Origin of the sequence: Pseudoalteromonas phenolica, assembly GCF_001444405.1 — a bacterium.
Classification (GTDB): Bacteria; Pseudomonadota; Gammaproteobacteria; order Enterobacterales; family Alteromonadaceae; genus Pseudoalteromonas; species Pseudoalteromonas phenolica.
In genome coordinates this window covers 2,329,778-2,354,208 of sequence record NZ_CP013187.1, presented here as the reverse complement: position 1 = coordinate 2,354,208, position 24,431 = coordinate 2,329,778, and the positions used below count along the sequence as shown (strand labels likewise).

Below are 24,431 nucleotides of genomic sequence, written 5' to 3'. Positions count from 1 at the left end.
CGAAATTGATAACAAAAAGGCCTTTAATGCTAAGGCCTTTTTAATCAGTTATGTACTTTTTTCCGCTTTTTCTCTTCACAAATAGGGCAACGTTGTTGCGCAGGATCTTTTGCAAGGTAATGAAGTTCGAGTTTGGTCTCACAATCACAACAGTAACCAAATTGACCTATATCAATTTGGCATAAAGCAGCCTCTAATTCCATTAAACGTTGAAAACGTGGGAATTGGTTTGGGTTAATTTTAGTGGCTGCTAAGTCAATCCACTCTCCTGGTGTGGAGTTTTCTAACATTGAAGCCAGTTCGCCAGTAAACTCATGTTGTGCGTCTTTAAGCTCATTTAAAAACTCACATCGAACAGAGTCTAATTCTATTTTTAGCTTGCTTTGAAAGTCTTTAGTTTGATTTGCATTCATGATCGCTCTCCTATGAACAATCATTATGGTACTTCTAGGCTAAATCGTTATGATTTGAATCAATGCTAGGACACTTTGCATATTTCTCTAGCACAGAAACAACCTCGTCTTTTCTTTTAATCTTTCTGATCTCATCGAATAGGTCATTGGCTTGAGGATATTGCAGTTTAAGGTAGCCAAGCCATTGCTTAGTTCTTGATGAAAAGTATTTTTCACTTAATGAAGGGTCTTGATGCATTGATGAGTGTAAAATGTGAAATATTACATTTTCCCAAGATAAAGGTTTGTAAGATTTATTACTTCTGTGAGCTTTAATCTTTGCAGCTAAGTCAGGAGTTGCCAAAGCGCCTCGACCAAGCATTAAATCTGAACAACCACTGCGTTCTTGACAACGGTAAGCATCTTCAACTTGCCAAATTTCACCGTTTGCGACAATAGGTATAGTGACTCGTTCAAGAAGAGGCTTTATTTTCTCCCAATATGCAGGGGGCTTATAGCCATCTCGTTTTGTTCTTGCATGAATAGCTAAGCTTGATGCACCTGCACTTTGTACAGCATCAACAATTTCGGCAGTATTACTGTCATCATCAAAGCCTAGGCGTATCTTTGCACTGACCTCATGTTCATCAGGAACTGACTCTCTAACTGCCTTTATAATTTGGTACATTAGTTCAGGTTCTTTTAATAAAACCGCACCGCCTTTGCTTTTATTAACGGTTTTCGCAGGGCAGCCAAAGTTAAGGTCGATCCCATGTGAACCAAGCATGACGGCTTTACGCGCATTTGCAGCGAGCGCATGGGGTACTTGACCAAGAAGCTGAATGCGGACAGGGGTGCCAGACTCGGTAAAGCCATTATTTAATAGTTCAGGGCAAGTTTTGATAAACACTCTTCTTGGAAAAGTGAGATCAACAACACGTATAAACTCAGTTACACATAAATCAAAGCCACCAAGATTGGTTAAAAGCTGGCGCATTTTAAAATCTACAACGCCTTCCATTGGTGCCAAAATAAGTTTCATAACTTGCTCTATACTACTTAAAGGGCGCTTATTTTAAACGAGAGGAAGGGTGTTGCTAAGTTAAAATTGAATTTTTTTAGATTTAATGAAATATTCTTTTTTGTCGTAAGGTCTACTAAGTGAATTGAACGAAATATCCCAAAGGGTCGAGTATGAAAAATTTAAAAACTAAATCAATCGCTGCTACGTTAGGTGCTGTCGTTGTTGGTACTGCGAGTTTAACTGCCTCAGCAGAAGTGAACGCTAACCCATTTGCATTCACCACTATGTCTTCTGGTTATCAATTAGATGCATCTGAAGGCAAGTGCGGCGAAGGCAAATGTGGCGGCAAAGCCGAAAAAGAAGGCAAGTGCGGCGAAGGTAAATGTGGCGGCAAAGCTAAAAAAGAAGGCAAGTGCGGCGAAGGTAAATGTGGCGGCAAAGCTAAAAAAGAAGGCAAGTGCGGCGAAGGCAAATGTGGCGGCAAAGCTAAGAAAGAAGGCAAGTGCGGCGAAGGTAAATGTGGCGGAAAGGCTAAAAAAGAAGGCAAGTGCGGCGAAGGTAAATGTGGCGGCAAAGCTAAAAAAGAAGGCAAGTGCGGCGAAGGTAAATGCGGCGGCAAAGCTAAAAAAGAAGGTAAGTGTGGCGAAGGTAAATGTGGTGGCGCTCACTAATTCTTAGTGTTCTTTTTTGAGGCAGGTTATCTGCCTCAAACTTCTTAGCAAAATTTCCTCTTATTTTATAAAAGCCATGAACTTTAAGGTATTAATATGTTTGCTAGCAATATAGGCATGGTCGGATTAGGTCTAAGGCGTGAAATGTTGGATGACTTTATCGAGTCTCCTCCTAATCAAGTCGACTTTCTAGAAGTCGCGCCTGAAAATTGGCTTAAAATGGGCGGTAAATTTGGTAAGCAGTTTAAACAACTTACAGATGAGCATACTTTTATTTGTCATGGTTTATCGCTCTCATTAGGTTCACCTGAGCCGCTTGATACTGAATTTGTGAAGTCTTTAAAAAGTTTTTTTAAAACTCACAATATAAAACTCTATAGTGAACACTTGAGCTACTGCTCAGGCTCGGGCCACATGTATGACCTAATGCCTATTCCATTTACAGAAGACGCAATTAAACACGTTGCTGATCGAATAAAGCAAGTACAAGATATTTTAGAGCAGCGTATCGCTGTCGAAAACGTTTCTTACTATGCAGCTCCAGGTCAAGAAATGTCAGAGCAAGAATTTACTTTAGAAGTTTTAAAGAAAGCTGACTGTGACTTACTACTTGATGTAAACAATATTTACGTTAACAGCGTGAATCATGGTTACGATGCAGCTGAGTTTTTAAAAGCTATGCCAAGTGAACGTGTTGTGTATGGTCATGTCGCAGGGCATTATGAAGAAAGCACTTCACTTCTCGTCGATACACATGGTGCGAATGTTTGTGACCCAGTTTGGGATTTACTCGCAAAAGCCTATGAGTATCATGGTTTATTTCCTACTTTACTCGAACGTGACTTTAATATTCCGAGCATGACAGAAGTGTTGAGTGAAGTAGACACAATTAAACGACTTCAATCAGAATTTTTAGCTAAAAGTAAAGGGGTTGCCTAGTGTCATTCATCGATGTTCAAAATGCATTTATGGCTCATATTCGTGATCCTGATAATGTTGAAAAGCCTCATGATGTAACTGAAGAAAGAATGACAGTTTATAAAGAGCTGTTTTTTAATAACGTTGAAGGGTTTGTGAGCTCAGCCTTTCCGGTTCTTAAAAGCCTATATTGTGAACCACATTGGCATACACTTATTCGCACCTTTTTCATTAACCATGATTGCTCATCTCCGTATTTTTTAGACATCAGTGCAGAGTTTTTAGCTTTTCTACAGCATGAATATGTTATGCAAGAAAGTGACCCCATATTTATGTTAGAGCTTGCACATTATGAGTGGGTTGAATTGGATGTGTCAGTTTGTTTTGAAGATGAAATTCAAAAACAGCTTACAAACTTAGACAATCAGCCTTTATATCTATCAAACACCGCGCGTAACCTGTCTTATCAATACCCAGTACATCAAATAAGTGAAGACTTTCAACCAACTGAGCCCAGTGAACAACCCCATTATTTCGTTGTATATCGTGATGAAGAGGATGAAGTGGGTTTTATCGCTTCAAACCCAATGACAGCGATATTGTTAGGGCAACTTGATGATAACCCGGGTATTGGCTTGCCAGAACTTGTTTCAAAAGTGCATGAAATTATTCCACAATTTAGTGAGGAACAGCTATTAGGTGGTGCAACTCAAACATTAAACGCTTTGGCAGAGTTGGGCATTGTAGTCACCAAATAACCTTTTTATGTAACCAGCTTAGCGAATTTTTGCAGTTCTCACTTTAACGCATAGCTCGGATCGTCTATTATGAGCGCCGTTTTTTCGTGCTTAAAAATTTATAGGTGTACTATGTCAAAGGGTGATTTTAAAGATCCGTTTAATGCTAAATACTTCATTGCTTTCTTGGCTGTTTTTGTAGGTATTGGCTGTCTAAATGCAATTCTTGGTTTAGCGACGGCTTTTACAGCTTAATCATCAAAGAAAATAAAGACATTTTGTCTTAACTAAAGGCTACTTTATGTAGCCTTTTGCCGTTTTATTGCGCAAACAAGCTAAAAACATGGCTTTGTGATTTCTCAAAGTTTCAACTTTTCTCATTCTTGTTATAATCACTTTCTTTACAAAATAGAAAGCTTCATTATGACACAAGCTAATCTCACGCTGATCAAAGACAGTATCGCTACGGTACCTAACTACCCTAAAGAAGGTATTATGTTCCGTGACGTAACCACTTTACTTGCTGATCCTAAAGCGTTTAAAGAAACGATTGATGCATTCATTGCGGCATACAAAGATCAGGGCTTCACTAAAATCATTGGTACAGAGTCGCGCGGTTTTATTTTTGGTGCACCTTTATCTTATGCACTAGGTATTCCTTTTATTCCAGTGCGCAAGCCGGGCAAGTTACCTCGTGAGGTGATCAGTCAATCTTACCAACTAGAGTATGGAGAAGATGTATTAGAACTGCATACTGATGCAATTGTTGAAGGCGACAAAGTATTGTTAGTTGACGATTTACTTGCAACAGGTGGCACCATTGAAGCAACAGCTAAGCTTGTGCAGAAGCTTGGTGGTAATGCAACAGACGCAGCTTTTGTTGTATCGCTACCGGAACTAGGCGGTGAGCAACGTGTTGCAGACTTAGGTATTAATATTCTTAAGTTAGTTGAGTTCGAAGGCGAATAATATGAGTTATCAAGTCCTAGCACGGAAGTGGCGTCCGCAAACCTTTCACCAACTTGTCGGCCAAGAGCATGTCAAACAGGCGCTTGTAAATGCCCTCAATGAGCAAAGGTTGCACCACGCTTATCTTTTCACTGGGACTCGGGGCGTTGGTAAAACCACCATCGCCCGCATATTCGCAAAAAGCCTAAACTGTGATGAAGGGATCACTTCAAATCCTTGTGGCAAGTGCCAAAGCTGTTTAGATATAGAAGCGGGTAAATTTATTGATTTAATAGAAATTGATGCTGCTTCCAGAACGAAAGTTGAAGATACACGAGAGATCCTCGACAACGTTCAATATGCGCCGACTCGCGGTCGCTATAAAGTGTACTTAATCGATGAAGTACACATGTTGTCAAAGCACAGTTTTAACGCGCTTTTAAAAACACTTGAAGAGCCGCCAGAGCATGTAAAATTCTTATTAGCGACGACAGATCCGCAAAAACTACCGATTACTATTTTGTCACGTTGCTTACAGTTTAATTTGAATGCGATGTCGCAATCGCAAATTGTATCTCAGCTGACTCATATTCTGCCGCAAGAGAAAATTCAGTTTGAAGAGCCTGCCGTAAAGGCACTGGCGAAAGCCGCTGATGGCAGTATGCGTGATGCGTTAAGCTTAACTGATCAAGCCATAGCACAAACTAATGCTCAGCTTACTTTAGCTGCACTTCAAGATATGCTTGGCCTGATGGATGTTAGTCATGCCGTGAGTATTTTGGCTTCAGTACTTTGCCAAGATGCACCGGCAGTGTTGGATGAAGTTGCACAAATTGCCGTCAAAAATGGTAATTATCTTGCCGTATTAGACGATTTAATTGCACTTCTGCATGCTATCCAGCTCACGCAATTGGTGCCACAAGCAGCAAAAATATCGGCATTTTCAGAATCTGATATTGCAACGCTGAGTGAACAGATTAATCCGCAGCAAGTACAGCTGTTTTATCAATTGTTGTTAAATGGTAAAAAAGATCTTCAGTGGGCACCAGAGCAAAAACTTGGCTTTGAAATGGTGTTGCTGCGTTTAATTGCGTTTGAGCATGCAGATAGTCAACCTTCTGCCACGTCTAATATGCAAGCTGATCCTGCATCAAACAGCTCTGTTCAAGCTCAGCCTGCACCTACAGCGTCACCAAGACAAGGTTTGCAAGACATTCGCGCTCGCTTAAAGCAAAATAATGCGTCAGCAGGTGGGAATACCACTCAGCACACTTATGCTGCATCTGAGATACCTGAACAATCAGCAACGCCTCAGATTGAGGCAGAACCTGTTCAAGCTCAGCCTAAGCAGGCCGAACCTGTTCAAGCTCAGCCTAAGCAGGCCGAACCTATTCAGGCCGAATCTAGCCAACAGTCAGTGGTAGAACATAATGTTACTAATCAGCATTCAGAATTAACTCAATCGGTTGCACAAAGTTCACAAGAGCATTTTATTGAGCAACCACACAATCAACTGAATGTTGAAAGCAATGCGTTTAATCAGCAAGCTCAGCAAAATCCGCAAGTACCAGCGCATCAAGAATATGCGCCAGAGCCTCAAGAGCAAGAATTAGCCGCGCAATATGAGCAAGTGATGCAAGATGCACAAGAGCAAGGCTATACGCCTGCTTATGAACCTCAGGCTACACAACAAGCGCAGCAAGACGCTAGCTCTCAAAATACAGAGTCAGCTTCTGCACGCTTACAAGCTCAACAAGGGCAGGCACAATCTGCCATTGCACGTATTTTGCAAAACCGAAACATCTCTGGGGCAGGGCAGTTATTATCAGCTCAAGGAGATGAGCCAAAAAAGTCTGAGGCGCAAAACGCGCCCGACTCAAATGTGGCGCCAGTAACACCGAAGAAAAAACCAGTTCCATTTAGCGAAAGACACAAAGCGGACGAAAGCAAACTGGCGCCTGAGTTGTTAGAGCAAATTGCACCGCAAACCTCGCAAGCGCAAGAAGCGCCTAAAGAAGAAGCTGTGCCAGTACCTGAAGGGTTTGCCAGCCCAATTAGTGAAATTCGTTTTGCCCATCAGCAAGATGACTGGGCTAAGTTGATTGAGAAAATGGCTCTGGGTGGTCGTATGCGTCAGTTTGCACTGCATTCGATTTACCACTACGAGAACAATCAAGCCAACATTCAAGTTGATATTAGTCAGCGTCATTTAGACAGTGCTATTTTAAGACAAAAGCTTCAAGCAGCGTTGAACGATATGTACGGCTCAGAGGTTGAACTTATCGTTGAATTTGCAGAAGGGGTGATAGACTCACCGTATCTGATTCAACAAAAAATAGATGCACATAGGCATCAGCAAGCGATAGAAACGATTAATCAAGATCCTATTGTATTACAACTCATCGAGCAATTTAGTGCCAAGGTCGATGAAAATACCATACAGGCATTGTAATCGAGTACAATAGACCTTATCTTTTAGCCAAATAAAATATATGTAAGAGAGCGTATTATGTTTAAAGGTGGAATGGGCAATATCATGAAGCAAGCTCAGCAGATGCAAGAGCGCATGGAAAAAGCCCAAGAAGAGATCAAAAGCCTAGAAGTAACAGGCGAAGCAGGTGCTGGCCTAGTTAAAGTAACTATGCTAGGTAGCCACAATGTTAAGCGCGTTGAAATTGACGAAAGCTTAATGGAAGACGACAAAGACATGATTGAAGACCTTCTAGCTGCAGCTGTAAACGATGCAGTGCGTCGTGTGGGTGAAGAGTCAGCTAAACGTATGTCTGATGTTACTGGCGGTATGCAGATGCCTCCAGGCTTCAAAATGCCGTTCTAAGCTTAATGCTATGAATTAAAAGGTTTTTATTCTGTTTATTCCCGCACGGGGACAAAGAGGGGACAAAAAGTAATGAAAGCTCAGGTAATAAATCGCCTGAGCTTTTTTGTTTTTTATGAGAAAAATAACCATATAACTCCCGCAAATACTAAGCAGTAATACTTTTTAGCACCTAGAAACCTAGGCACATTAATGTTCGCATCAAAGGCTCACAGCAAACCTAATAGTATTGACGTTACAAAAACATCATTTCATAGTGTTCGGAAACGAATATATAGTTTTAGTGTTTTATGCTTAATAGCCTGTCATCAATTAAGTGATGTTACCAACTCAATTCTTAAGCTTTGTTCGAGGATTGACCAAGTTTGTTTCAAACCTGGCGGTCGGGTTGGATGCGTCAGCCCTAATTAGTTGCAGACATTCTGGATTAGTGAGTATTAGACTTGTTTTACTAATTAGTAGCATTTAACTGCAGTTGGAGGACTGCTATGAGAGTTTATGAAGCGGTCACCGATATCTTGTGTTATTGGTTTTAGTCTACAAAGCGCATGTTTCACTGACTCATTTATGCCTCATTATGAGTTATAGAGTTGTCTTAAAGGGCTGCTTTGAGCGAAGATCAGACCTTCATCGTTCTTTGAGAGCGTTGCTTTTTAATTCCTTACCTAACAATTTCCCCTATATTCAAGAAAATGAGCAATAAGCGCATATTTGTCGTTAGAGTACTTTACCACTATAAAAATATTTTGTTAGCTAGCAAAAGGTTAGCTAATTTGATAAAAATGTAGTAATAATAAAAATAAGTACTAATGTGCTAGAAATATGCGCGATTTGCGCACTATTAAACTGTTATACGTAAATGGAGATTTTTGTGAGCGATAATAAAAAAATGGCAGAGTGGATGTTGTCCCAATTTAAAAAAGGTTGGCTTTACCAAGAAGATGTAGCTTACGAATTAGAAAAGAATCATGGAATGGATTATGTGTATGAAAATGAGCGTAATGGCAATTTGGCAATTAGCAAGCCTCTTTTAAGGGAGTTTCGAAAATTAACAGAGGGTACTGTAGTTTGGGATCGTTATGAAAAAGCATGGCGTCAACTAGAAGAAGGTGAAAAATACGAAGGCCGTTCTGAGTATTAGCTTTTACGTATAACAAGTTGTTTAAAAGGACAAAAAACAGTTGGCTTTTGCTCCTTCGTCGCTAATTATAGCCAACAATTTTTTGCCTCTTAACGAGGCGTTATATTCACAGGCCAGCATGGTCACATAAGGATAGATATGAGCAAAAGTAAAGAAGGTGCTTTCATATATGCCGATGAGTCGGGACACTCAGGGAAAGACATTTTTAGTGAAAAGTCACCTATTTATTATCAAGGCGCAGTAATATCCGTTGGTGAAATAGAAACAAAAGTTGCGCCAATAATTCAAAAATATTGCACTGATAATGGATTGGAAAGATTGCATGGTTACGAACTTGGAGAAGAGAAAGTAAATAGCCTTTGCTTAGAGTTATTAGAAGCTTTAGACGATACTCAATGGAAGTTTCATTACACAACACTTCAAAAACGGTATATAGCACCTACAAAATTTGTTGATACTGTCTTTGATTGTTGGGATAACCCCGCAGTCCATCCTTTTTGGTACACAACTGAACTATTCAGACACACATTGTGTGTATTAATAGACGACATGATGGAAGACGATTTAGACGTTGAGTTTTGGAACTGTTATTTAAAAGACGATTTGGACGGCCTAATCAATATATGTAAAGCCTTGCTGGAAAAAGCTCCATATATTTACGATAAAAGAGCATGTGAAGTTGTCACGGCTGGGCTAAGCTATGCGATAGATAACCCTGATATTTTCACCCTAATATCAGCTAAAGGTAAAAGTGCATATAAAAAACAGACACCGAATATTATTGCATTTTCTAGTTTATTAACTGCCACGCATAGGTTTTGCAAAGAGTATGGCGTATCAGTATCTGAACTTATTCACGATCAGAGCGATGAATTCAAAGGAACGATGCGAGAGTATCATCGCATGTTTTTTGGTGTTGACTTTGAAGAAGATAAATTCGGTGGCATCCCTCAATTTAAAGAGGTCGAATACGACTTGGGAGAATTTAGATTAGAATCCTCAAAGATATCGTATGGATTACAAGTAGCTGACCTTTTCTTATGGTTAATTCAAAGGGATGTTAAAAATAATAGTCTTGAAGAAACTAAAGCTAAGATACTAGACAATTCTGATGATTTCGTTATTTCAAGATCCATGTCTTTAGCAATTATCCAGGCGAGGCACTTTCAATTAATGCAGCAAGAACTAACACCTGAGATGATAAAAGCAGGTAAAGAGTTAAACCAAAAAATTGAAGCCAACCAAAAAGCAACAATGGAAGCAATGGATAAGTGAATATAACAAGCGCATGTTGTCGGAATGGTTTTTCGCTACGTTCAAAACCATCCGCAAATGCTGCATAGTTAGGTGTCTATTTTTGTGGGTAACACCAAACTAATCAATAAGGAATGAAGAATTGAGTAATCCGAAGTTATTTATATCTTATAGTTGGTCAAATCACGATCATGAACAACTTGTTCTTCAGATTGCAACCGAGCTGACTGAATCTGGTGTGGATGTTATTTTAGACAAGTGGGATCTCAAGGAAGGTCATGACGCTTATGCTTTTATGGAAAAGATGGTAACTGACCCAGCAATAAAAAAAGTAGCAATAATTTCAGATAGAACTTATGCAGAAAAAGCTGATGGAAGAAGCGGCGGCGTGGGCACTGAGACACAGATTATTTCCCGTGAAGTGTATGAACAGCAAGAACAAGATAAGTTCGTCGTTGTAGTTACGGAGAGAGATGAAAACGGCAAGGCACACTTGCCAACTTACTATAAGTCCAGAATTTATATTGATTTGAGCGAACCGGATGGATACGCAGATAATTTTGAAAAATTATTAAGATGGATTTACAACAAGCCACTTTATGTAAAGCCTGAGGTTGGAAAGAAACCCAGTTTTTTAGAAGAAAATGAGTCTATCTCACTTGGAACCTCATCTGCTTTCAAACGTTCTATGGACGCCATAAAGAATGATAAATCTACAGCTTCGGGCTGCTTTGATGAGTACCTGAGCTTATTCTCGGAAAATCTTGAGCGTTTTCGTGTTCATGATATACAAGGTGAGATAGATGATGTAATTGTAACCAACATAGAATCATTTATACCTTCTAGAAACGAGTATATTCAAATATTAATAGCGGTCGCTCAGTACAAACCAATACTTGAGTTTTCTGAACGAGTTCACCGTTTTATTGAAAGCCTAATACCATATATGGATAGGCCGGAGCATATAACTTCCTATAATCGCTGGGAATTCGATAACTATAAATTTTTGGTTCACGAAATTTTTCTATATACGCTTGCTGTTTTTCTGAAGTACGAGCGTTTCGAGCTAGCTGCTCCATTGTTATTGCAGCAGTATTTTGTAGGTGGTCGTTCTGAATATGGTAGAGATACTATGATTGGATTCGAAAATATCCGGCAGTATATGGAGTCGCTTGAGTATAGGAATAACCGGTTAGAAACAAGAAGGGTGTCACTGCGAGCAGATCTTTTAAAAGAGCGGTGTCATGGAACTGGTTTGGACTTCAGGTTTTTAATGCAAGCGGACTTTGTTGCTTTTATGCGTGCTGAGATATCTGCAAGCGATGACTATAGCCGTTGGTGGCCTGAAACACTTCTTTATTTAGGTCATTATGGTAGTTCCTTTGAGATATTTGCTCGCGCGAAGTCCAAAAGATACTTTGATAGAGTTAAAGTCCTTCTAGGAATTGAATCACCTAGCGATTTGTCTGAGCTTTTAGAATCTTATAAACAAGATCGCGGAAGGCTGCCAAGATGGGGGTTTGAGTCTTTTATTCCTTCTGTATTATTGGGCTACGAGAGCCTAGGCACATTGCCATAAAGGTATAACAAGCGGCTTCATCAGACAAATTCTAGTGTCACCTTTTTTTGTTCCAAAAAAGCCGCAACAAAACTTGCTCGGTGAGCCAGGCGTTCCCAACAGCCAAATTTGGCGTAAAGGCGTTTTAGGTGTACTAGCTCTAAATTGTTAATGTTTGTTTTCGTTTCAGCCTATTCAGGTTGCAACATTTCTGCCTGTTATTTGTTTTGGGGTTTATAGTAATTTCGTTATTTAGATTAGATAATTAATTGGGACGTCACAGAGAAAGTTACTCATTAGTACTATATTAATTTAAACTAAAACCTCGTGAGCAGCTTAGTGCCTTTCGGCACTATCAAACTCTTATTTATTACTGAATAACCGCACCCTTTCAACGTAAAGGCTTTGCTTCATTAGCTATCGTTGAGGGATTCGGATTACGGTTGGGCAAGTTTGAGTGGTGTCTAGTTTATTGCTGCCAACTCACATCGACAACCCGCTTGCAGTGAAAATTTATTCCTCATCGTCATCAACAAAAAAGTCTTCTAAAACTTCAGCGTCAATCTCATTTAGATCTCCATTGATATTAATTTCTGACTGTGGACTAAAAACACTCAATGGGTTTTTCTCGATAGTGACGTTTTTTGTATCCGGCATGATGCCTCCTATTTTTATTAATCTGTGTGCAATTGAATTAGGTCGTCGTTTCGCACTTTGTCAATGAGTGGGACGTTTTGACAAAATTGCCGACGGTTTTGCCCGAGTCACTTTTGGTAGCCAAGCTGTGCTGGTTGTCATATTTCAACGATAGCGTCAAATTGGTATCACCGGGAAGCACTGGTTCAATTGTCCAACCCGGCGGCGGATAGATTTCATACTCACCGCATATTGAGGCTGGTTTGCAAACCCAGCTCTCCAATGGCCAAAACATGGCGTCATCTCTGCTTTCAAGCTTTATTAAGGTTCCCCTAGGATCAGTAATCAAACTGTTGAACCGGACTTTCTGAACATTTTTGACTCTAAAATGACCATTTAGGCCGGGCTGAACCGTATCGGCAACATTACCCAAATCAGCAAAGGGTATGTCGATAAGCAAAGTTCTATCGATTTTATGATTGACGATTGCTAATGGCTCCCATGTCTCATATTTGCCATGGTTAAATTTAACATTGGGAATTCTCTTGGGCACCAGAACCGAAGCATTTCGCTGTCCTGTAATATTTCCGGTGCTAGTAGTCGTTGGAGAAAAGGCGCCGGTTAGGGTAATGTCAAAAGCGCCTGCTGACCTCAGAGTTGTTTTTAGACCATCTAAAAGAGATCCCGCCTTGGGTTCAAATCTCCCCGAAGCCGCATTATAATCCGCCGGGATTTGCCTAGTCGAAGACCCTGTCCAACATGCAGCAATATTGATGGTTTTAATACCGGATTCCACTTTTAGATCTAATCGGTGATCTACCACACCGCTTCGGGGCATCTGCCCTGAATGTATTAGACCATTGGCCAACAGCCAGTTGCCAATCTTTTCCCCAGCATTCACCAGCTTGGATTTGTTCATCGACATTAGATTGTCCAACCCCCCGTGACAATTGAAGCGAATCTTGCCTTTAAACCCCGGCTGACTTACCCATCTGAGAAGCGCTTTGTATACGTCAACATTTGACGAGATTCCTCTGTTTTCCAACTCGGACAACTTAAGCGGTAAACTTATAACCCCTTTGCCATCCTCCGATGAAGGCCCTATATCTATTCGATTGTGACAGCGCTCTTTTAGGTCATCTACGTCCGTAACATTATAGAGATATGTCATCGATCTGTTATCATTGGCTTGAACATAAGTGCCCAAATGTACGATAGGTGCATTATTCATCCGTTCGGATTGCCGTCTGGCACCACCGACTATTTTATTGTCGTTAGCATCAACCCATTTGCCAAAGACTTCATCAACTTGATAATTTTCATCTGTCAAACAAATATCCAAAAACCTGTCATATCCCATAAAAATCTCCTAAAAATGAGAATTTAACGTGAATATTTATGAAATTTTCATAAATTATAATAAATAAACACTTAAACCCACTGGCACCTTCCCCAGCAGTTCAATCCCTATAAAAACTCTGAACGTCAAATTGGGTGTCTGTTCGCTTACCTAGCGCGCTTTTATATACCTGTGTGGCCACTTGCTCTAATGCTATGGTTACTCCATTTTCTACCAACCCAAGTTACCGTGTTACATAACCCGCAATGCACTCAGGCGAAGCACCTTACTCGTAAAGTCGCTAGTTTTTTGTAAGGTGGTTAGTAGTGGTTTTCCACGCTAGATTTAATATGTTGTTAAGCTGTTCTAGCACAGCGTCACTAGCAATAAGTACCAATAGCTCGACACTAAACGGCGATGTTTGCGAGTTGATTTCTGTGTATCACTGCCATATCTATGTGACTTTTTAAAAAGTAGGGTCACCCAACTTGCGTTGTTACTAGGTCAACTTTAGTAGTTAGTTGTATTTATCACTTGGGCTATTTGCTTACAAATCAGGGGGAAATTAGGTGGTTGCAATTTTTTGTGCATTTGCTGTTTTATAAGTCAAAGAAAATATGGAGTAGTAACTTTGGATGACTAAACGTTCGTGGTCTAACAAAATCATGGTAGTTCTTAGTTGAATGTAAAACTAACTGAAAACTCTTAGTAGAAAGTTTTTGACAGCTCTTTTTAATTGAACCCTATTGTGCGCGACTGGCAAGATAAAACTTGTTCAGCTTTCTCTAAGAGGCCTGAAAGCTCCTTTTAAATGCATTTCAGGCTTCTAAGCTGTTTACTCTAATATGACTGTCCTAACCCTGCAGCTAGCTGCTCCATAAATTCAGGCTCATCATCAGCAATCCATTTACCGTAGATCTTGAAAATCATGCTTGTATCTGAGTGTCCCATTTGCCGCGCGAGCCACGTTGGTGGAACTCTTTGCATTAGCATACGGCTTGCATAGGTATGTCTTAACTGGTATGCAGGCCTGTGTGAAATTCCAGCCTTAATTAACCAGTTAGCCCATTGTTTGGGTGTTGTTGTGAGTTCTGGTCGCTTGTACGGCTTGTTTTCTCTACTTAGAAAAACCCGCCTTCTTTTTTCAATAATTGTTTTTTTGTTGTTAAAAAATACAGTTTCAGTGATGGCTGGTAAGTGGAATGTCTCTTCTTTTATCTGATTCAGAGCTTCAACTGCTGCAGGCAACAGATCGATAGTTCTCTTTGATGCTCTTGTTTTAACTGGTTTTAATGCCCCTTGGCGGTCTAAATTTAATCTGAGATGGATCTGACGTCTCTCCAAATCAATGTCTTCCCATGCCAGTGCTTTTAGTTCTCCAGGTCTCATGCCCGTCCATGCCAGCATCTGTACCATTAATCTAATTTTTGGTACATGTATCGTTTCTAGCAAATTGGTTAGTTCTTCCCTGCTGAATGGATTAACATCCTCGTCATGCATGTGCAGTGCGAAATTATCCACTGCTAATTTTTTTAATCCTTGTGCGGGGTTCTTTGTTATGTATTTCTGTTCAACGGCGAAATCCAGAACTGATTTCAGATTAATTGTGTAATCCTCAATTGTAGATTTTGCACACCCAACAAATACAATAGGGTGATCTTTGAAATAGTTTTTCTTGAGTATTTCCAGTTCTGAATTATCAATAAAATCCAGTGCATTTTCACCATAATCCATTTGAAAATTTCTTTCAAATGCTAGCTCTCGTGCAAAAAATAGCTCTTGTCTGCTTCCACTAACAGAGCTTTGTCTCATTTGATTGAGTTGGCTAGAAGTGATGCTAGCAATGTCGTCAACCCCAACATTGTAGTATAGAGCCCAGTTTAGGCATGTGTTCAGTTTGTTTTTTATTGAACTGGTAATATAGTTAACATGTGCGATGGAATACTCATGAAATAATTTTTCAATGCCGATGTTTGATTGGAGATGTGTCGTATCTAGTGGGAAATTCTTTCGCCAGAACATATCATTCTTATGCTCGTAAAATCCGTTTGTAATATCCAATTTGATTGATTCGAGGATATAACTGGCTTTTTTGATGTTTTTTACCGATACGTTTAATCCTGTTGATTTCTTTTTGGGTTTTATTCTATCTGGCAGTTTAAATTGTACATACAATTTGTTTCTTTTTACGAACACGCCAGGAGCCGCTTTCAGAGCATTTTTTATCTCCAGTTGAGGATTCTTTTTTGTCATCACATATGCTCCCTGAATGCACGCAGATTCACGTATATCGGAGCAAATTTGGAATGTTGTTTCCAAACAATACCTTCAGGCATTGGTTGCTTTTTGTGTTTTATTTTTTGTCGAATAGCTGCAACAGTTTTCCCTAATTGTTGAGATGCTTGCTCGAGAGTCATCCAACCGTCATGATTTTGTAGGTCATGTTGAGATTCTAAATATTGAATTCTCCTATCTAAAATTTTTATTTGTTGTTTCGCTAAGAAGGCAGCTTCAACAGCTTCGGTGATTGCTCTAATACTCATGTGTTTATTTGTTTCTGTATCACTTAATTGGTTTAGATTGCCATTCGCCTCAAATCTGTCAAAAAGTGACAATTGTGTTTTTTTATTATTGTTTCCCATTGTAGTGCCCTTTATTTAAGGTACTGCCCATTATTGACACATATCGTTTGCACTCAATTATGAGTAAATTCAGAATAAACAACGGAGCTTTCTCCGAACGCATAAAGAGAAAGAGAAGTTTCGTTTTCAGGAGATATTAAACACGCTATGAAACAGTTCTAGTTGTGTAGCAATGACATTAATTATTTGAGGCCTTGTTTTGAATTGATAACAACGATAGAAAAAGATCTCTCTTTTATCATTAGATCTTTATTCATTACGCTGAAAATTAACATTGATTTATCTAAGAAAAATTCAAATATCGGTTACAAATACATTGAGATTGGGAAACAAAAACTATGAGTTTCTATACATTTCGGATTACTGATTTAGTGAGTTTGGGTTACAAATGTAATAGAAAAACCTCTAACAAAAGTAATTTGTAGCCGAACTACTTTTGTTAGCGCTAATTTTTGTAGCACTACAAAACTAAGAGCTGCTAAATAAATCAGATAGTTAAATTAGAGGGAATGTATCTCTACTGATATTGATAGACAGAGTTTAGGAAAGTTATTATCAGGAAATGTGCTTTTCTTATGTTGTTACAGACAAATAATTGAGAAGCTAATACTAAAAAATCCCCAATTTCAGAAAATTGATTTGTACTCAATTAAATATTTCTTCTTAATTTGCTGGCAAAAAGTATCGAAAATACTTTTCAGAAAATTGAAAACACATTCAGCTTTGTACATCAATTATAAGAACTCTTTATCAAACTTCGATTGATTGAGGTTGGATTGAATTAGGTTTTAATTCTGCAAAAAAATGACTTAGTCATACAATAGAGTTTGTTTTTTTCGAAACATATCTCCAAAAAAACTCGTTTATGAGGTGGGGATGATAGAACAGGGGATTGAGCTGAAATCGTCCCCAAAAAATAAAAGTGATGATTCATAGAATAATCACTACTAATTTTTAATAACTCAATTTTTACCAATTTTGTGATGATGTGAGGGAGGGGCTTGGCTTCTATATTCTGACGAAAGTTTTAAATTGAAAATCAAAATTAGCCTGAAAAGTTCAATTAATGAACTCGGCTGAAGTTTGGGGGGATTTAGCAGCTTCCAGCAGCCTGCGAGACTATCGCAGAGCAACAGGTAACCTCACTTAACACGGTTTTCAAGAACAAGTAACTCTCTGCAAGGTATTGCAGGGATATACTCAAGCAGAATAACCATTCAATGAAGGACGCTACTATTATTTAACGTATGTCCTGCAATATCTCGCAGGTTATAAATTATTTCGAATTAGCCAGCCTATCGCAGAATGTTCAGTTTCCTGCGAGGAATAATATGCAGGTTAAAGCAAACATCACCAGTTGAAACTTGCTCCTAAATAGTAATTAAGAAGATGAATACATTTTAAGTGACTAACTTACTTTAAGAGCTAGCCCAATAGTTCTAAATGTTAGTTGAGCATGATTAAGCCTAAGAGTTATTAGAGCTATTGAAAAATTTTGGCTTCTGGATTGGTAATTTTATAAATACGTGCCTGTGTTTAATTAGAGTTTTAAAGCCTTACCTTCGGTAAAGTATTTGCAAAGACAATTTAATTAGAGAAGTTTTTTTGCTACCAACAATAGAACTTTAAATTTTTCAATCAATCCATTTCTAAAAACAAAGCTCTGTGGTGAAAGACAAAAATTTAGTCACAGCTATAATTTTGAAAAACGTGCCTTATCTAATTAAGTAAAACTTTTCACCACCAGCAAAATTCAAAAAGTCACACTTTAGACATTAAATCATAGGCTTCTGTTTGCGGTTTTGCTACAAGATTTTATTGTCACTCCCTCAATAAATATAGCTTCCAGAGGAAATGGAAATTAATGTACCTCTGCGCCTGACGTATCTTTAAAGTGTTTAGTGGGTTTGTTCCTAAATCAATAGTTAGGAAGTTATGTAGTATTAAAGTAGTGAAAATACCTCGTTGTTTCAATTGTTTTTAGTGTGTTATTCTTATTTTTTTGGTTGAATATAGTGCACTTATTAATGAGAAAAACTGCTCTGCTATTTTTATTTATATTAACACTGCCTTCTTGCAGTAGTATGTTTTCAGGGGATACTCCATTACCTGTAACTTTTGAAGAGAGAGAACAAGTAAAAAGGGCAACCAGTTATCTTAAAGTTCCTCGTTGGGTTTCTAATACAGATAATAAGAAGATTAGATACTATGTAGTAGCATTTGATGGAACTGGAAATGATAAAAATAATATTGAAGATAATTCCAGACAGACAGTTGTTGCATACCTCTTCAATCTTCTTACTAAGGTTTATAGTTATGATGGTGAGTACTACAAAGGTCCAGGCACACAAACATTTTACCCTGCACGGAAGTTAGATTCAGCCCAATGTTATAGTTGCAAAAGTATAGCTAAGAATGCGCTGAGAGATTTAGAAGCATATTTAAAGGGAAGCATCGACTACAGCTCAAATACTGAAGTTAGAGTTATTACGATTGGTTTTAGTCGTGGTGCGGCAATTGCTAGACACTTTATGAACATTGTAAGTGATAAATTTCAAACAAGCTTGTATTTAGACAAAAATATACAAGGGGCTCCCTTAGTTCGTACTCTAGGAATACTATACGATACAGTTGCAACAAGCGTTGAGGATGAGTTGAAATTGGAAATTGCCTCTTCGACAGATTTTCTACTTCACTTCATTGCAAATGATGAATCGAGAAGATTATTTCCCGTAATCAAAGATTTTGATGTTAATTTCTTTCCTTTACGGGGAAGCTTACAAACACTCGACTTTAACCGTTGCCCCCCCCCTGAGATATATACTTCTGAAAGAATGGTTCAGATAGCTTTACCTGGAGCGCACTCTGATATAGGTGCATCTTACAAAAGTGGCCTTGGTAATTATTATCGTGTTTACGGAGAAATAGCTCTTTCCAAATTAGGACTTATTGATAAAAATCATTTTGTCATAGAGAATGCCACTTTTACCTCAGGTAAGCACGATTCTCGCGGAGTGTTGGATAATATCTATGACTTTATATTTGGTGAGGAGCAACGCGGGTTTGAGCGAAAAAAATCAGTAAGATTGAGTAAGGATGAATTTGATTTACTTGATGCTAGGCTCTATGAAATGCACCTTGATATGCATGGATTTAATTATAGTATAGATAGTAAAAGCACTGGTGCGATAGTATTTGATGTAAGAAAGAACGGAAACTCACTTCAGTTATTAAATAGTTACAACTTTATAAGTAAAGTTAAAATTGAATACAATATGAAATTGAAGCAGCATTCAATCACATATTCTTTCCCAAGCTCTTCAACAGAGTCGACGATTATTGTCTCTGACAAAGTTTGGGATTCAATTCCAGAAAACCAAGACACTCGTATAGAATTAGTTGAGTTAAATAGTGATAAAGCTCATGGCCTCTATTTATTTGTAAATTGTCAGTTTGAGAAGATTTACATGAACTTAGCTTTAACTACTAACTAATTAAAAAATAGTCATAATTTTTAAAAGTTTATTGTACGCTCATTACAGTATTAAATTTAATTCTCAACTTTTTTAAGGGAAATATCTTGGCGCGGAAAGGTGATTTCACGACAAAGCTTAAACAAACTCTTGCTCGAAGAGTTAATGATGTTTGTTCTAATCCACAATGTGACAATACAACATCTGGACCACACTATGAGTCCCAAAAATACACATTAAGTGGTGAAGCTGCTCATATAAATTCTGCGAGTCCCAATGGCCCAAGGTATAATAGGCAATTATCAGAAGAGTTTATTTCCTCTATCGATAATGGTATCTGGCTGTGTAGAAATTGTCATGCTGTTGTTGATTCGGATGATTGCAACTACACGGCTGAAGAGTTGCTCACATGGAAACAAAATGCTGAAGAGACAGCTAGAAAAAATCAAATCTCAACTAAGAGAAGGGCTGTAGCAAAGTCGAAACCAAGCTTTAAAGAGTTGTGGGTGCACGAAACAACGAACGATAGTGAATATGTTCCTAGGCAGGAAGTCTTAAAAAAATTGGATGGCTGGGTTACAAATTCAAGTGTAAAAGTGATTACAGTAACTGGAATAGGTGGTCAAGGGAAAACATCTTTGGTAGGTCACTGGTTGCAAAATGGCAACGCCCTGACATGCAGGAATTTTGAAGGGCTTTTTTATTGGAGCTTTTACAGCGAGCAAAACGTTCAAATATTTTTCAAGTCGCTTCTAAGTTTTGCTCATAATAACTACAACCTGGTTACTACAAAATTAAGGGAGCAGGAGCCACTTGAAGCTTTACGCTTCGTTTTTTCAAAATTGTCATTGTGTATTGTCCTAGATGGACTGGAAGTTATTCAATACGAGCTATCTAGCAGGTCAAAAGGCCAATTTATCGATGGAGATCTCAGAAACTTTTTAATGGACATATGTTTGTCCAAAAAAGATTCTTTAGCTGTGCTAACCAGTAGATTTGATATCGTGGACTTAAGACAGTTTTCAAAGCAAGTTAATCACTTACAATTAAGTAACCTTACCAACAGTGAGGCCCAATCATTATTGCAAAGGTTATTTGTTGGCGGATCAGCAGGGGACTATTCAAAAATAAATAGCGTGCTTGAAGGTCACCCATTGGCTTTGAGGGTATTTGCCGCGGGCTTGCCGAGAGAGAAACAAGCGAACCCCATTAGTCATCTAAACTTACTCATGGCTAAACTACCAGTTGGTAATAAAGATCTAACCCAAAAAATAAACAGTCTACTTTCACACTACGAAAGATCGATCACTAATATTCAAGTGATACTTCTTAGTGGAGTGTCTTTGCTGCATAAACCTATTGACGAGAATAGCTTGCTAGCTCTGAGTTTAAAGCGGTTACATGAAAAGTCACATACTGTAGAGGAAGTCTCTGTAAAACATGAACTGTCTGCACTTGTAATTTCGGGATTAGTTTTGAAAGAGATGTTTGGTAAAAAATTTAGGTATTCTTGCCATCCGATTATTAGAGAGTTCTTTCGAAACAAAGTTACAAACACTGATGGACAAGGTCGGTTGGTGGGGGAGTTTTTAGCAAATAGACCAAGTAAATTAATTATTGAAGATACTGAAACTCTGGAATGGCTAGTCTCAGCTATTGAAGTCCTCTCCGAAAGCGGAGATTGGTTAGATGCAAGTCATCTCTATGAGACTAAATTGAAAAACGGCTTAATAATCAAGCAACTTGCAACGCCAGAGTATGGGTGGAGATGTTCTCTTGCCTTGTCAAATGTCAACAGGAAAGATATTAGACCAATAAGTATATTCTCTGTTTCACCTACAAGTGTAACAAATACTAGAGCTTTCTACCTAAATGCTGCTGGTCAATTTAGTTTAATGATGGGGGATCTAGATAATACTATTAAGTTTTATAACTTAGCACTTCAAGAAATGGGGACTTCGTCATCTTACTTGAACAGAGCAATTACATTCCAAGGCCTTACAAAAACGAATATTCAAAGTGGTGAATTACACAATGCGCATCATTGTTTGGCTAATGCTATGGAGTTTGCATCAAAGAGGAACCCTGACTCATTTTTCATAAATAAACTACACATGTTGAGAGGAGAGTTACACCTTTTACAGGGTGAGCTTGCTCAAGCTAAAACTAGATTTGCGAAGGTTTTTAATTCGTTTAAATTACATAGAAAGAACCAAACTGATTTTCGGTGTTCAAGTGCGTACGGATTAGCTGAGATTGAGCTGAATCGTTTTAGACATACTATAGCTGAAAGACTTCTTGATGAAGGTGATAAATATGCCGGACTAAACCAACGTCAAGATCTTCGTCTAAAAGGACACTATTTGAGAGGGGTACTTCACTATCAACTAAATGAATTTGAGGATTCCAGCGCAGAACTTAAAAAGGCGGAAAAAGTAGCTAGGAAATCAAAAATGGAATATTGGCTATTGAAAATTTCTATTATGCTGGCAATGGTGAATGCAAAACTTGGGCTAAAAGAAAAAGCTAATGTGATTATTGAAGATTGTGTAGATGTATCGAGCTCAAGAAAGTTTGGAATTTTGAAAGTAGATTCGTTAATAGCGAGAGCTGCTATTAGTTTGGGTAACTCAGACAAACACACTACTGAAATTGCAACTGATAGTTTGTTAGAGGCTAATAGACTGGCTGAGTCGTTAGAATATCATTTGGCATTTGATTTTTTAATTCCGTTACAAAATTTGATTGAGATTAGAAACGCTGGTTAGTATTTTCTGTAGTGATAACTACCATTTAATATGAGAATCTTAGATCTTATATTTTCTCAGTGACTTAAACACTTGTTACTTTACAGCTATGCCTCCCAATTTGAGATTTTTAATTGTGTTGATAAGTTTAACTTATACAGCTCGGTAGAGCCATGTAATGAAAATGTTCAACAGGCTTATTTGGCTCTTTGCTCTAAAGAGATTTTGCAATGGGCTGATGTTATATATGTGTTTGAGTAAATGTACATTGAATGGATTCGAGCTGAAGTACTTTTATTGCTCTTAGTTGATGCTTATTTTTGAACTGACATAACCTCTATTTCAGAAATTCTAATTACTTAGCGAACAAATTCTCATTTTTAACAACCTCTTACTCTACATTGTACGAGCTTAATACTCTGAGTTTTAGTGTAATGTCAAATGTAGGTTTAAATATCTTATTGACTTAGACTTTTATGTCTGGCCTTCAAAAGCCTGGAACTGATTTGAGGAATTTATATTAAGTGTATTTGATTTTGCCATTGCAGAGCGGATCTGAGGCTCATAAATGCAGATTTAACTATTTAAAATTGTTCAAATGGCTTAACAATCATCATTTCTATGGCTCCGTCGGAGCGACTTGCACCAATAACTAAGTATATCAGGGGCATTTGCTAGTTTCGTGTACTCGACTGACATTGAACTTGGCATTTCATTTACTATGGTCTAAAACCTGAGAGACGAGTTTCTGGATATTGTGTACATAAAATCGCACGGCAATTCTTTTTTCGAGTTTTGATGCTCTCTTAGTTACGCTTTAAGATTCATCCACTAAAACCTATTTTTATTTCTGCTGGTTTTAATAATTAAGTTTTCAATTAAGTAGTAAGTTTAAAGCAATAGAAAATCTGGTTGGGAATGTAAATTATGACTTTAACTCGTACACAAAAGATCCTTTGGGGCGCACTAATAATGACTGAGGCCGTGAAGCCGGAAGAGCTAGAAGCTTTTGGGTTAAGTGAAGAGTTAGCAAAAAATTATGCTTTACATGTATCTCAAATAATACAACAAACAAAAAAGTCTAAAGATAAATCTAAACAAGGTAAAATTATTATCAACCTTGTAGGTAGCAAGCTTTTTGGAATTCTGAGCGATGATCCAAAAGAGACTATATTACTTTAAACAATAGTTTGGCTCATTTTGATGTTAAGTGACAAATTAATTAAATTTGTCACTTAACAAATAGATTTATACTGCTTCTGAATTACTTATGCAAAAACTGAAACCTATCAGACCACTAACACTTCTGTCTTGAGTTGAGTCTGTATCGTCTTGTTCGCCGCTCACATGCCATACAGAAATTTCGGGGTGATGAACTGAAATGATCAGTGATAAAGCGTAAAATAACTTTGGTCCAAAGGGTAGCAAAACAATTTTAAATTTATTTTTATATGCATTAATAACTGCATCTAATGAGAGTATGGTCTGGGTTGGTGATTCTAAATCGTAAGCGAATTGATGATTATCTGGGTAGCACTCTATTAGTCTCTTATTACCTTTCATAACATCGCTATAATATCGTTGCTCATTTGATTTTGGTAAATACAGAAAAGCTTCAGAGCTCTCCAAAAACTCTACTGCTCCAATTGCCTTATCTCTCTCGTAACCTAGGCCAACAATAGATAAAATAGGTAGACCTGGTCGACTCGACCAACCGGAAAAGAAATTTGATACAGGTTTTACGTTGTTATTTGGATGGGATTCACCAGAAGGGGGAGTGTATTCTGCTAAGGTATATATAATTCTAATTTCGAACTGATATTTAAGCGCAACTTTTGCGAGGGTGGAAAATAAGCCAGCCAGTGTTTTTCTATCGATAAGAGAAATATCAATACCTATTTTAGTTGTATCATCATTTGAGCTTTTAATTTCAATGTTTTCTTCAAGCTTATTATTTATTTCTAAAATTGGAATAGAGTCAAAGGCATCTTCACCAATAAATGATATAGCATCTCTCAGCCTGCCTCTGTTAGAAATTATTAAATCGCATGATAACATTTCTTCTTTTACAGAATTCTCCATAATATTTCGGAGGTGGGTTATACTATAGTTAGG

At 38.0% G+C, this 24,431-nt stretch carries 20 protein-coding genes; 13 read left to right on the top strand and 7 right to left on the bottom strand.

Annotation, left to right across the window (positions count from 1 at the left end):
• Nucleotides 1-44: 44 nt before the first annotated feature.
• On the bottom strand, nt 45-413 hold the full coding sequence (locus PP2015_RS10300; RefSeq protein ID WP_058030188.1) for a hypothetical protein: 369 nt from the start codon (nt 411-413) through the stop codon (nt 45-47).
• 34 nt (nt 414-447) lie between these two features.
• Nucleotides 448-1,434, bottom strand: coding sequence for a tRNA-dihydrouridine synthase (locus PP2015_RS10295; RefSeq protein WP_058030187.1), 987 nt, complete (start codon nt 1,432-1,434; stop codon nt 448-450).
• Nucleotides 1,435-1,586: 152 nt separating this feature from the next.
• Here PP2015_RS10295 and PP2015_RS10290 point away from each other — a divergent pair, with 152 nt between their 5' ends.
• The 10 genes from PP2015_RS10290 (at nt 1,587) to PP2015_RS10250 (ending at nt 11,500) form a co-directional block, all read left to right on the top strand.
• On the top strand, nt 1,587-2,087 hold the full coding sequence (locus PP2015_RS10290) for an HvfA family oxazolone/thioamide-modified RiPP metallophore (RefSeq protein WP_058030186.1): 501 nt from the start codon (nt 1,587-1,589) through the stop codon (nt 2,085-2,087).
• Nucleotides 2,088-2,183: 96 nt separating this feature from the next.
• On the top strand, nt 2,184-3,026 hold the full coding sequence (locus PP2015_RS10285) for an HvfB family MNIO-type RiPP peptide maturase (RefSeq protein WP_455430555.1): 843 nt from the start codon (nt 2,184-2,186) through the stop codon (nt 3,024-3,026).
• Nucleotides 3,026-3,763, top strand: a complete 738-nt coding sequence (locus tag PP2015_RS10280; RefSeq protein ID WP_058030185.1) for an HvfC family RiPP maturation protein — start codon at nt 3,026-3,028, stop codon at nt 3,761-3,763. The genes PP2015_RS10285 and PP2015_RS10280 overlap by 1 nt, the downstream gene beginning before the upstream one ends.
• Nucleotides 3,764-3,874: 111 nt before the next feature.
• Nucleotides 3,875-3,997 carry a hypothetical protein gene (locus PP2015_RS22130; RefSeq protein WP_257720514.1) on the top strand — a complete coding sequence of 41 codons (123 nt, stop codon included), beginning with the start codon at nt 3,875-3,877 and terminating at the stop codon, nt 3,995-3,997.
• A gap of 168 nt (nt 3,998-4,165) precedes the next feature.
• Nucleotides 4,166-4,711, top strand: coding sequence for an adenine phosphoribosyltransferase (apt, locus tag PP2015_RS10275; protein WP_058030184.1), 546 nt, complete (start codon nt 4,166-4,168; stop codon nt 4,709-4,711).
• 1 nt (nt 4,712) lies between these two features.
• Nucleotides 4,713-7,142 carry a DNA polymerase III subunit gamma/tau gene (gene dnaX / locus PP2015_RS10270; RefSeq protein WP_058030183.1) on the top strand — a complete coding sequence of 810 codons (2,430 nt, stop codon included), beginning with the start codon at nt 4,713-4,715 and terminating at the stop codon, nt 7,140-7,142.
• A 57-nt stretch (nt 7,143-7,199) separates the two neighbouring features.
• Entirely contained in the window at nt 7,200-7,526 is a 327-nt protein-coding gene (locus tag PP2015_RS10265) for a YbaB/EbfC family nucleoid-associated protein (protein WP_058030182.1), read from the top strand.
• 871 nt (nt 7,527-8,397) lie between these two features.
• Nucleotides 8,398-8,667: a DUF6953 family protein gene (locus PP2015_RS10260; RefSeq protein WP_206646022.1), complete on the top strand. Its 270-nt coding sequence runs from the start codon at nt 8,398-8,400 to the stop codon at nt 8,665-8,667.
• A gap of 138 nt (nt 8,668-8,805) precedes the next feature.
• The gene (locus PP2015_RS10255; RefSeq protein WP_058030181.1) at nt 8,806-9,942 is read left to right on the top strand and encodes a DUF3800 domain-containing protein; all 1,137 of its coding nucleotides are present in this window, start codon (nt 8,806-8,808) and stop codon (nt 9,940-9,942) included.
• Between the two features lie 121 nt (nt 9,943-10,063).
• Entirely contained in the window at nt 10,064-11,500 is a 1,437-nt protein-coding gene (locus tag PP2015_RS10250) for an SEFIR domain-containing protein (protein ID WP_058030180.1), read from the top strand.
• Nucleotides 11,501-11,992: 492 nt separating this feature from the next.
• Here PP2015_RS10250 and PP2015_RS21880 read toward each other — a convergent pair whose 3' ends face one another.
• The 4 genes from PP2015_RS21880 to PP2015_RS10235 form a co-directional block, all read right to left on the bottom strand.
• Nucleotides 11,993-12,136: a hypothetical protein gene (locus PP2015_RS21880; RefSeq protein ID WP_157599081.1), complete on the bottom strand. Its 144-nt coding sequence runs from the start codon at nt 12,134-12,136 to the stop codon at nt 11,993-11,995.
• 37 nt (nt 12,137-12,173) lie between these two features.
• Nucleotides 12,174-13,475, bottom strand: a complete 1,302-nt coding sequence (locus tag PP2015_RS10245) for a hypothetical protein (protein ID WP_058030179.1) — start codon at nt 13,473-13,475, stop codon at nt 12,174-12,176.
• 819 nt (nt 13,476-14,294) lie between these two features.
• The gene (locus PP2015_RS10240) at nt 14,295-15,707 is read right to left on the bottom strand and encodes a tyrosine-type recombinase/integrase (RefSeq protein WP_058030178.1); all 1,413 of its coding nucleotides are present in this window, start codon (nt 15,705-15,707) and stop codon (nt 14,295-14,297) included.
• Nucleotides 15,707-16,096, bottom strand: a complete 390-nt coding sequence (locus PP2015_RS10235) for a hypothetical protein (protein ID WP_058030177.1) — start codon at nt 16,094-16,096, stop codon at nt 15,707-15,709. The genes PP2015_RS10240 and PP2015_RS10235 overlap by 1 nt, the downstream gene beginning before the upstream one ends.
• A 2,027-nt stretch (nt 16,097-18,123) precedes the next feature.
• Here PP2015_RS10235 and PP2015_RS10230 point away from each other — a divergent pair.
• The 3 genes from PP2015_RS10230 to PP2015_RS10220 all read left to right on the top strand — a co-directional run bounded on the left by PP2015_RS10230 (nt 18,124) and on the right by PP2015_RS10220 (nt 23,498).
• Nucleotides 18,124-19,590: a phospholipase effector Tle1 domain-containing protein gene (locus PP2015_RS10230; protein WP_083496564.1), complete on the top strand. Its 1,467-nt coding sequence runs from the start codon at nt 18,124-18,126 to the stop codon at nt 19,588-19,590.
• 86 nt (nt 19,591-19,676) lie between these two features.
• Nucleotides 19,677-22,337, top strand: coding sequence for a tetratricopeptide repeat protein (locus PP2015_RS10225; RefSeq protein WP_058030175.1), 2,661 nt, complete (start codon nt 19,677-19,679; stop codon nt 22,335-22,337).
• Between the two features lie 906 nt (nt 22,338-23,243).
• Nucleotides 23,244-23,498: a hypothetical protein gene (locus PP2015_RS10220; protein ID WP_058030174.1), complete on the top strand. Its 255-nt coding sequence runs from the start codon at nt 23,244-23,246 to the stop codon at nt 23,496-23,498.
• 66 nt (nt 23,499-23,564) lie between these two features.
• Here the strand turns inward: PP2015_RS10220 and PP2015_RS10215 are convergent, their stop codons facing one another.
• Nucleotides 23,565-24,398 (bottom strand): hypothetical protein, encoded by an 834-nt coding sequence (locus tag PP2015_RS10215; RefSeq protein ID WP_206646013.1) that lies wholly within the window; start codon nt 24,396-24,398, stop codon nt 23,565-23,567.
• Between the last annotated feature and the right edge of the window lie 33 nt (nt 24,399-24,431).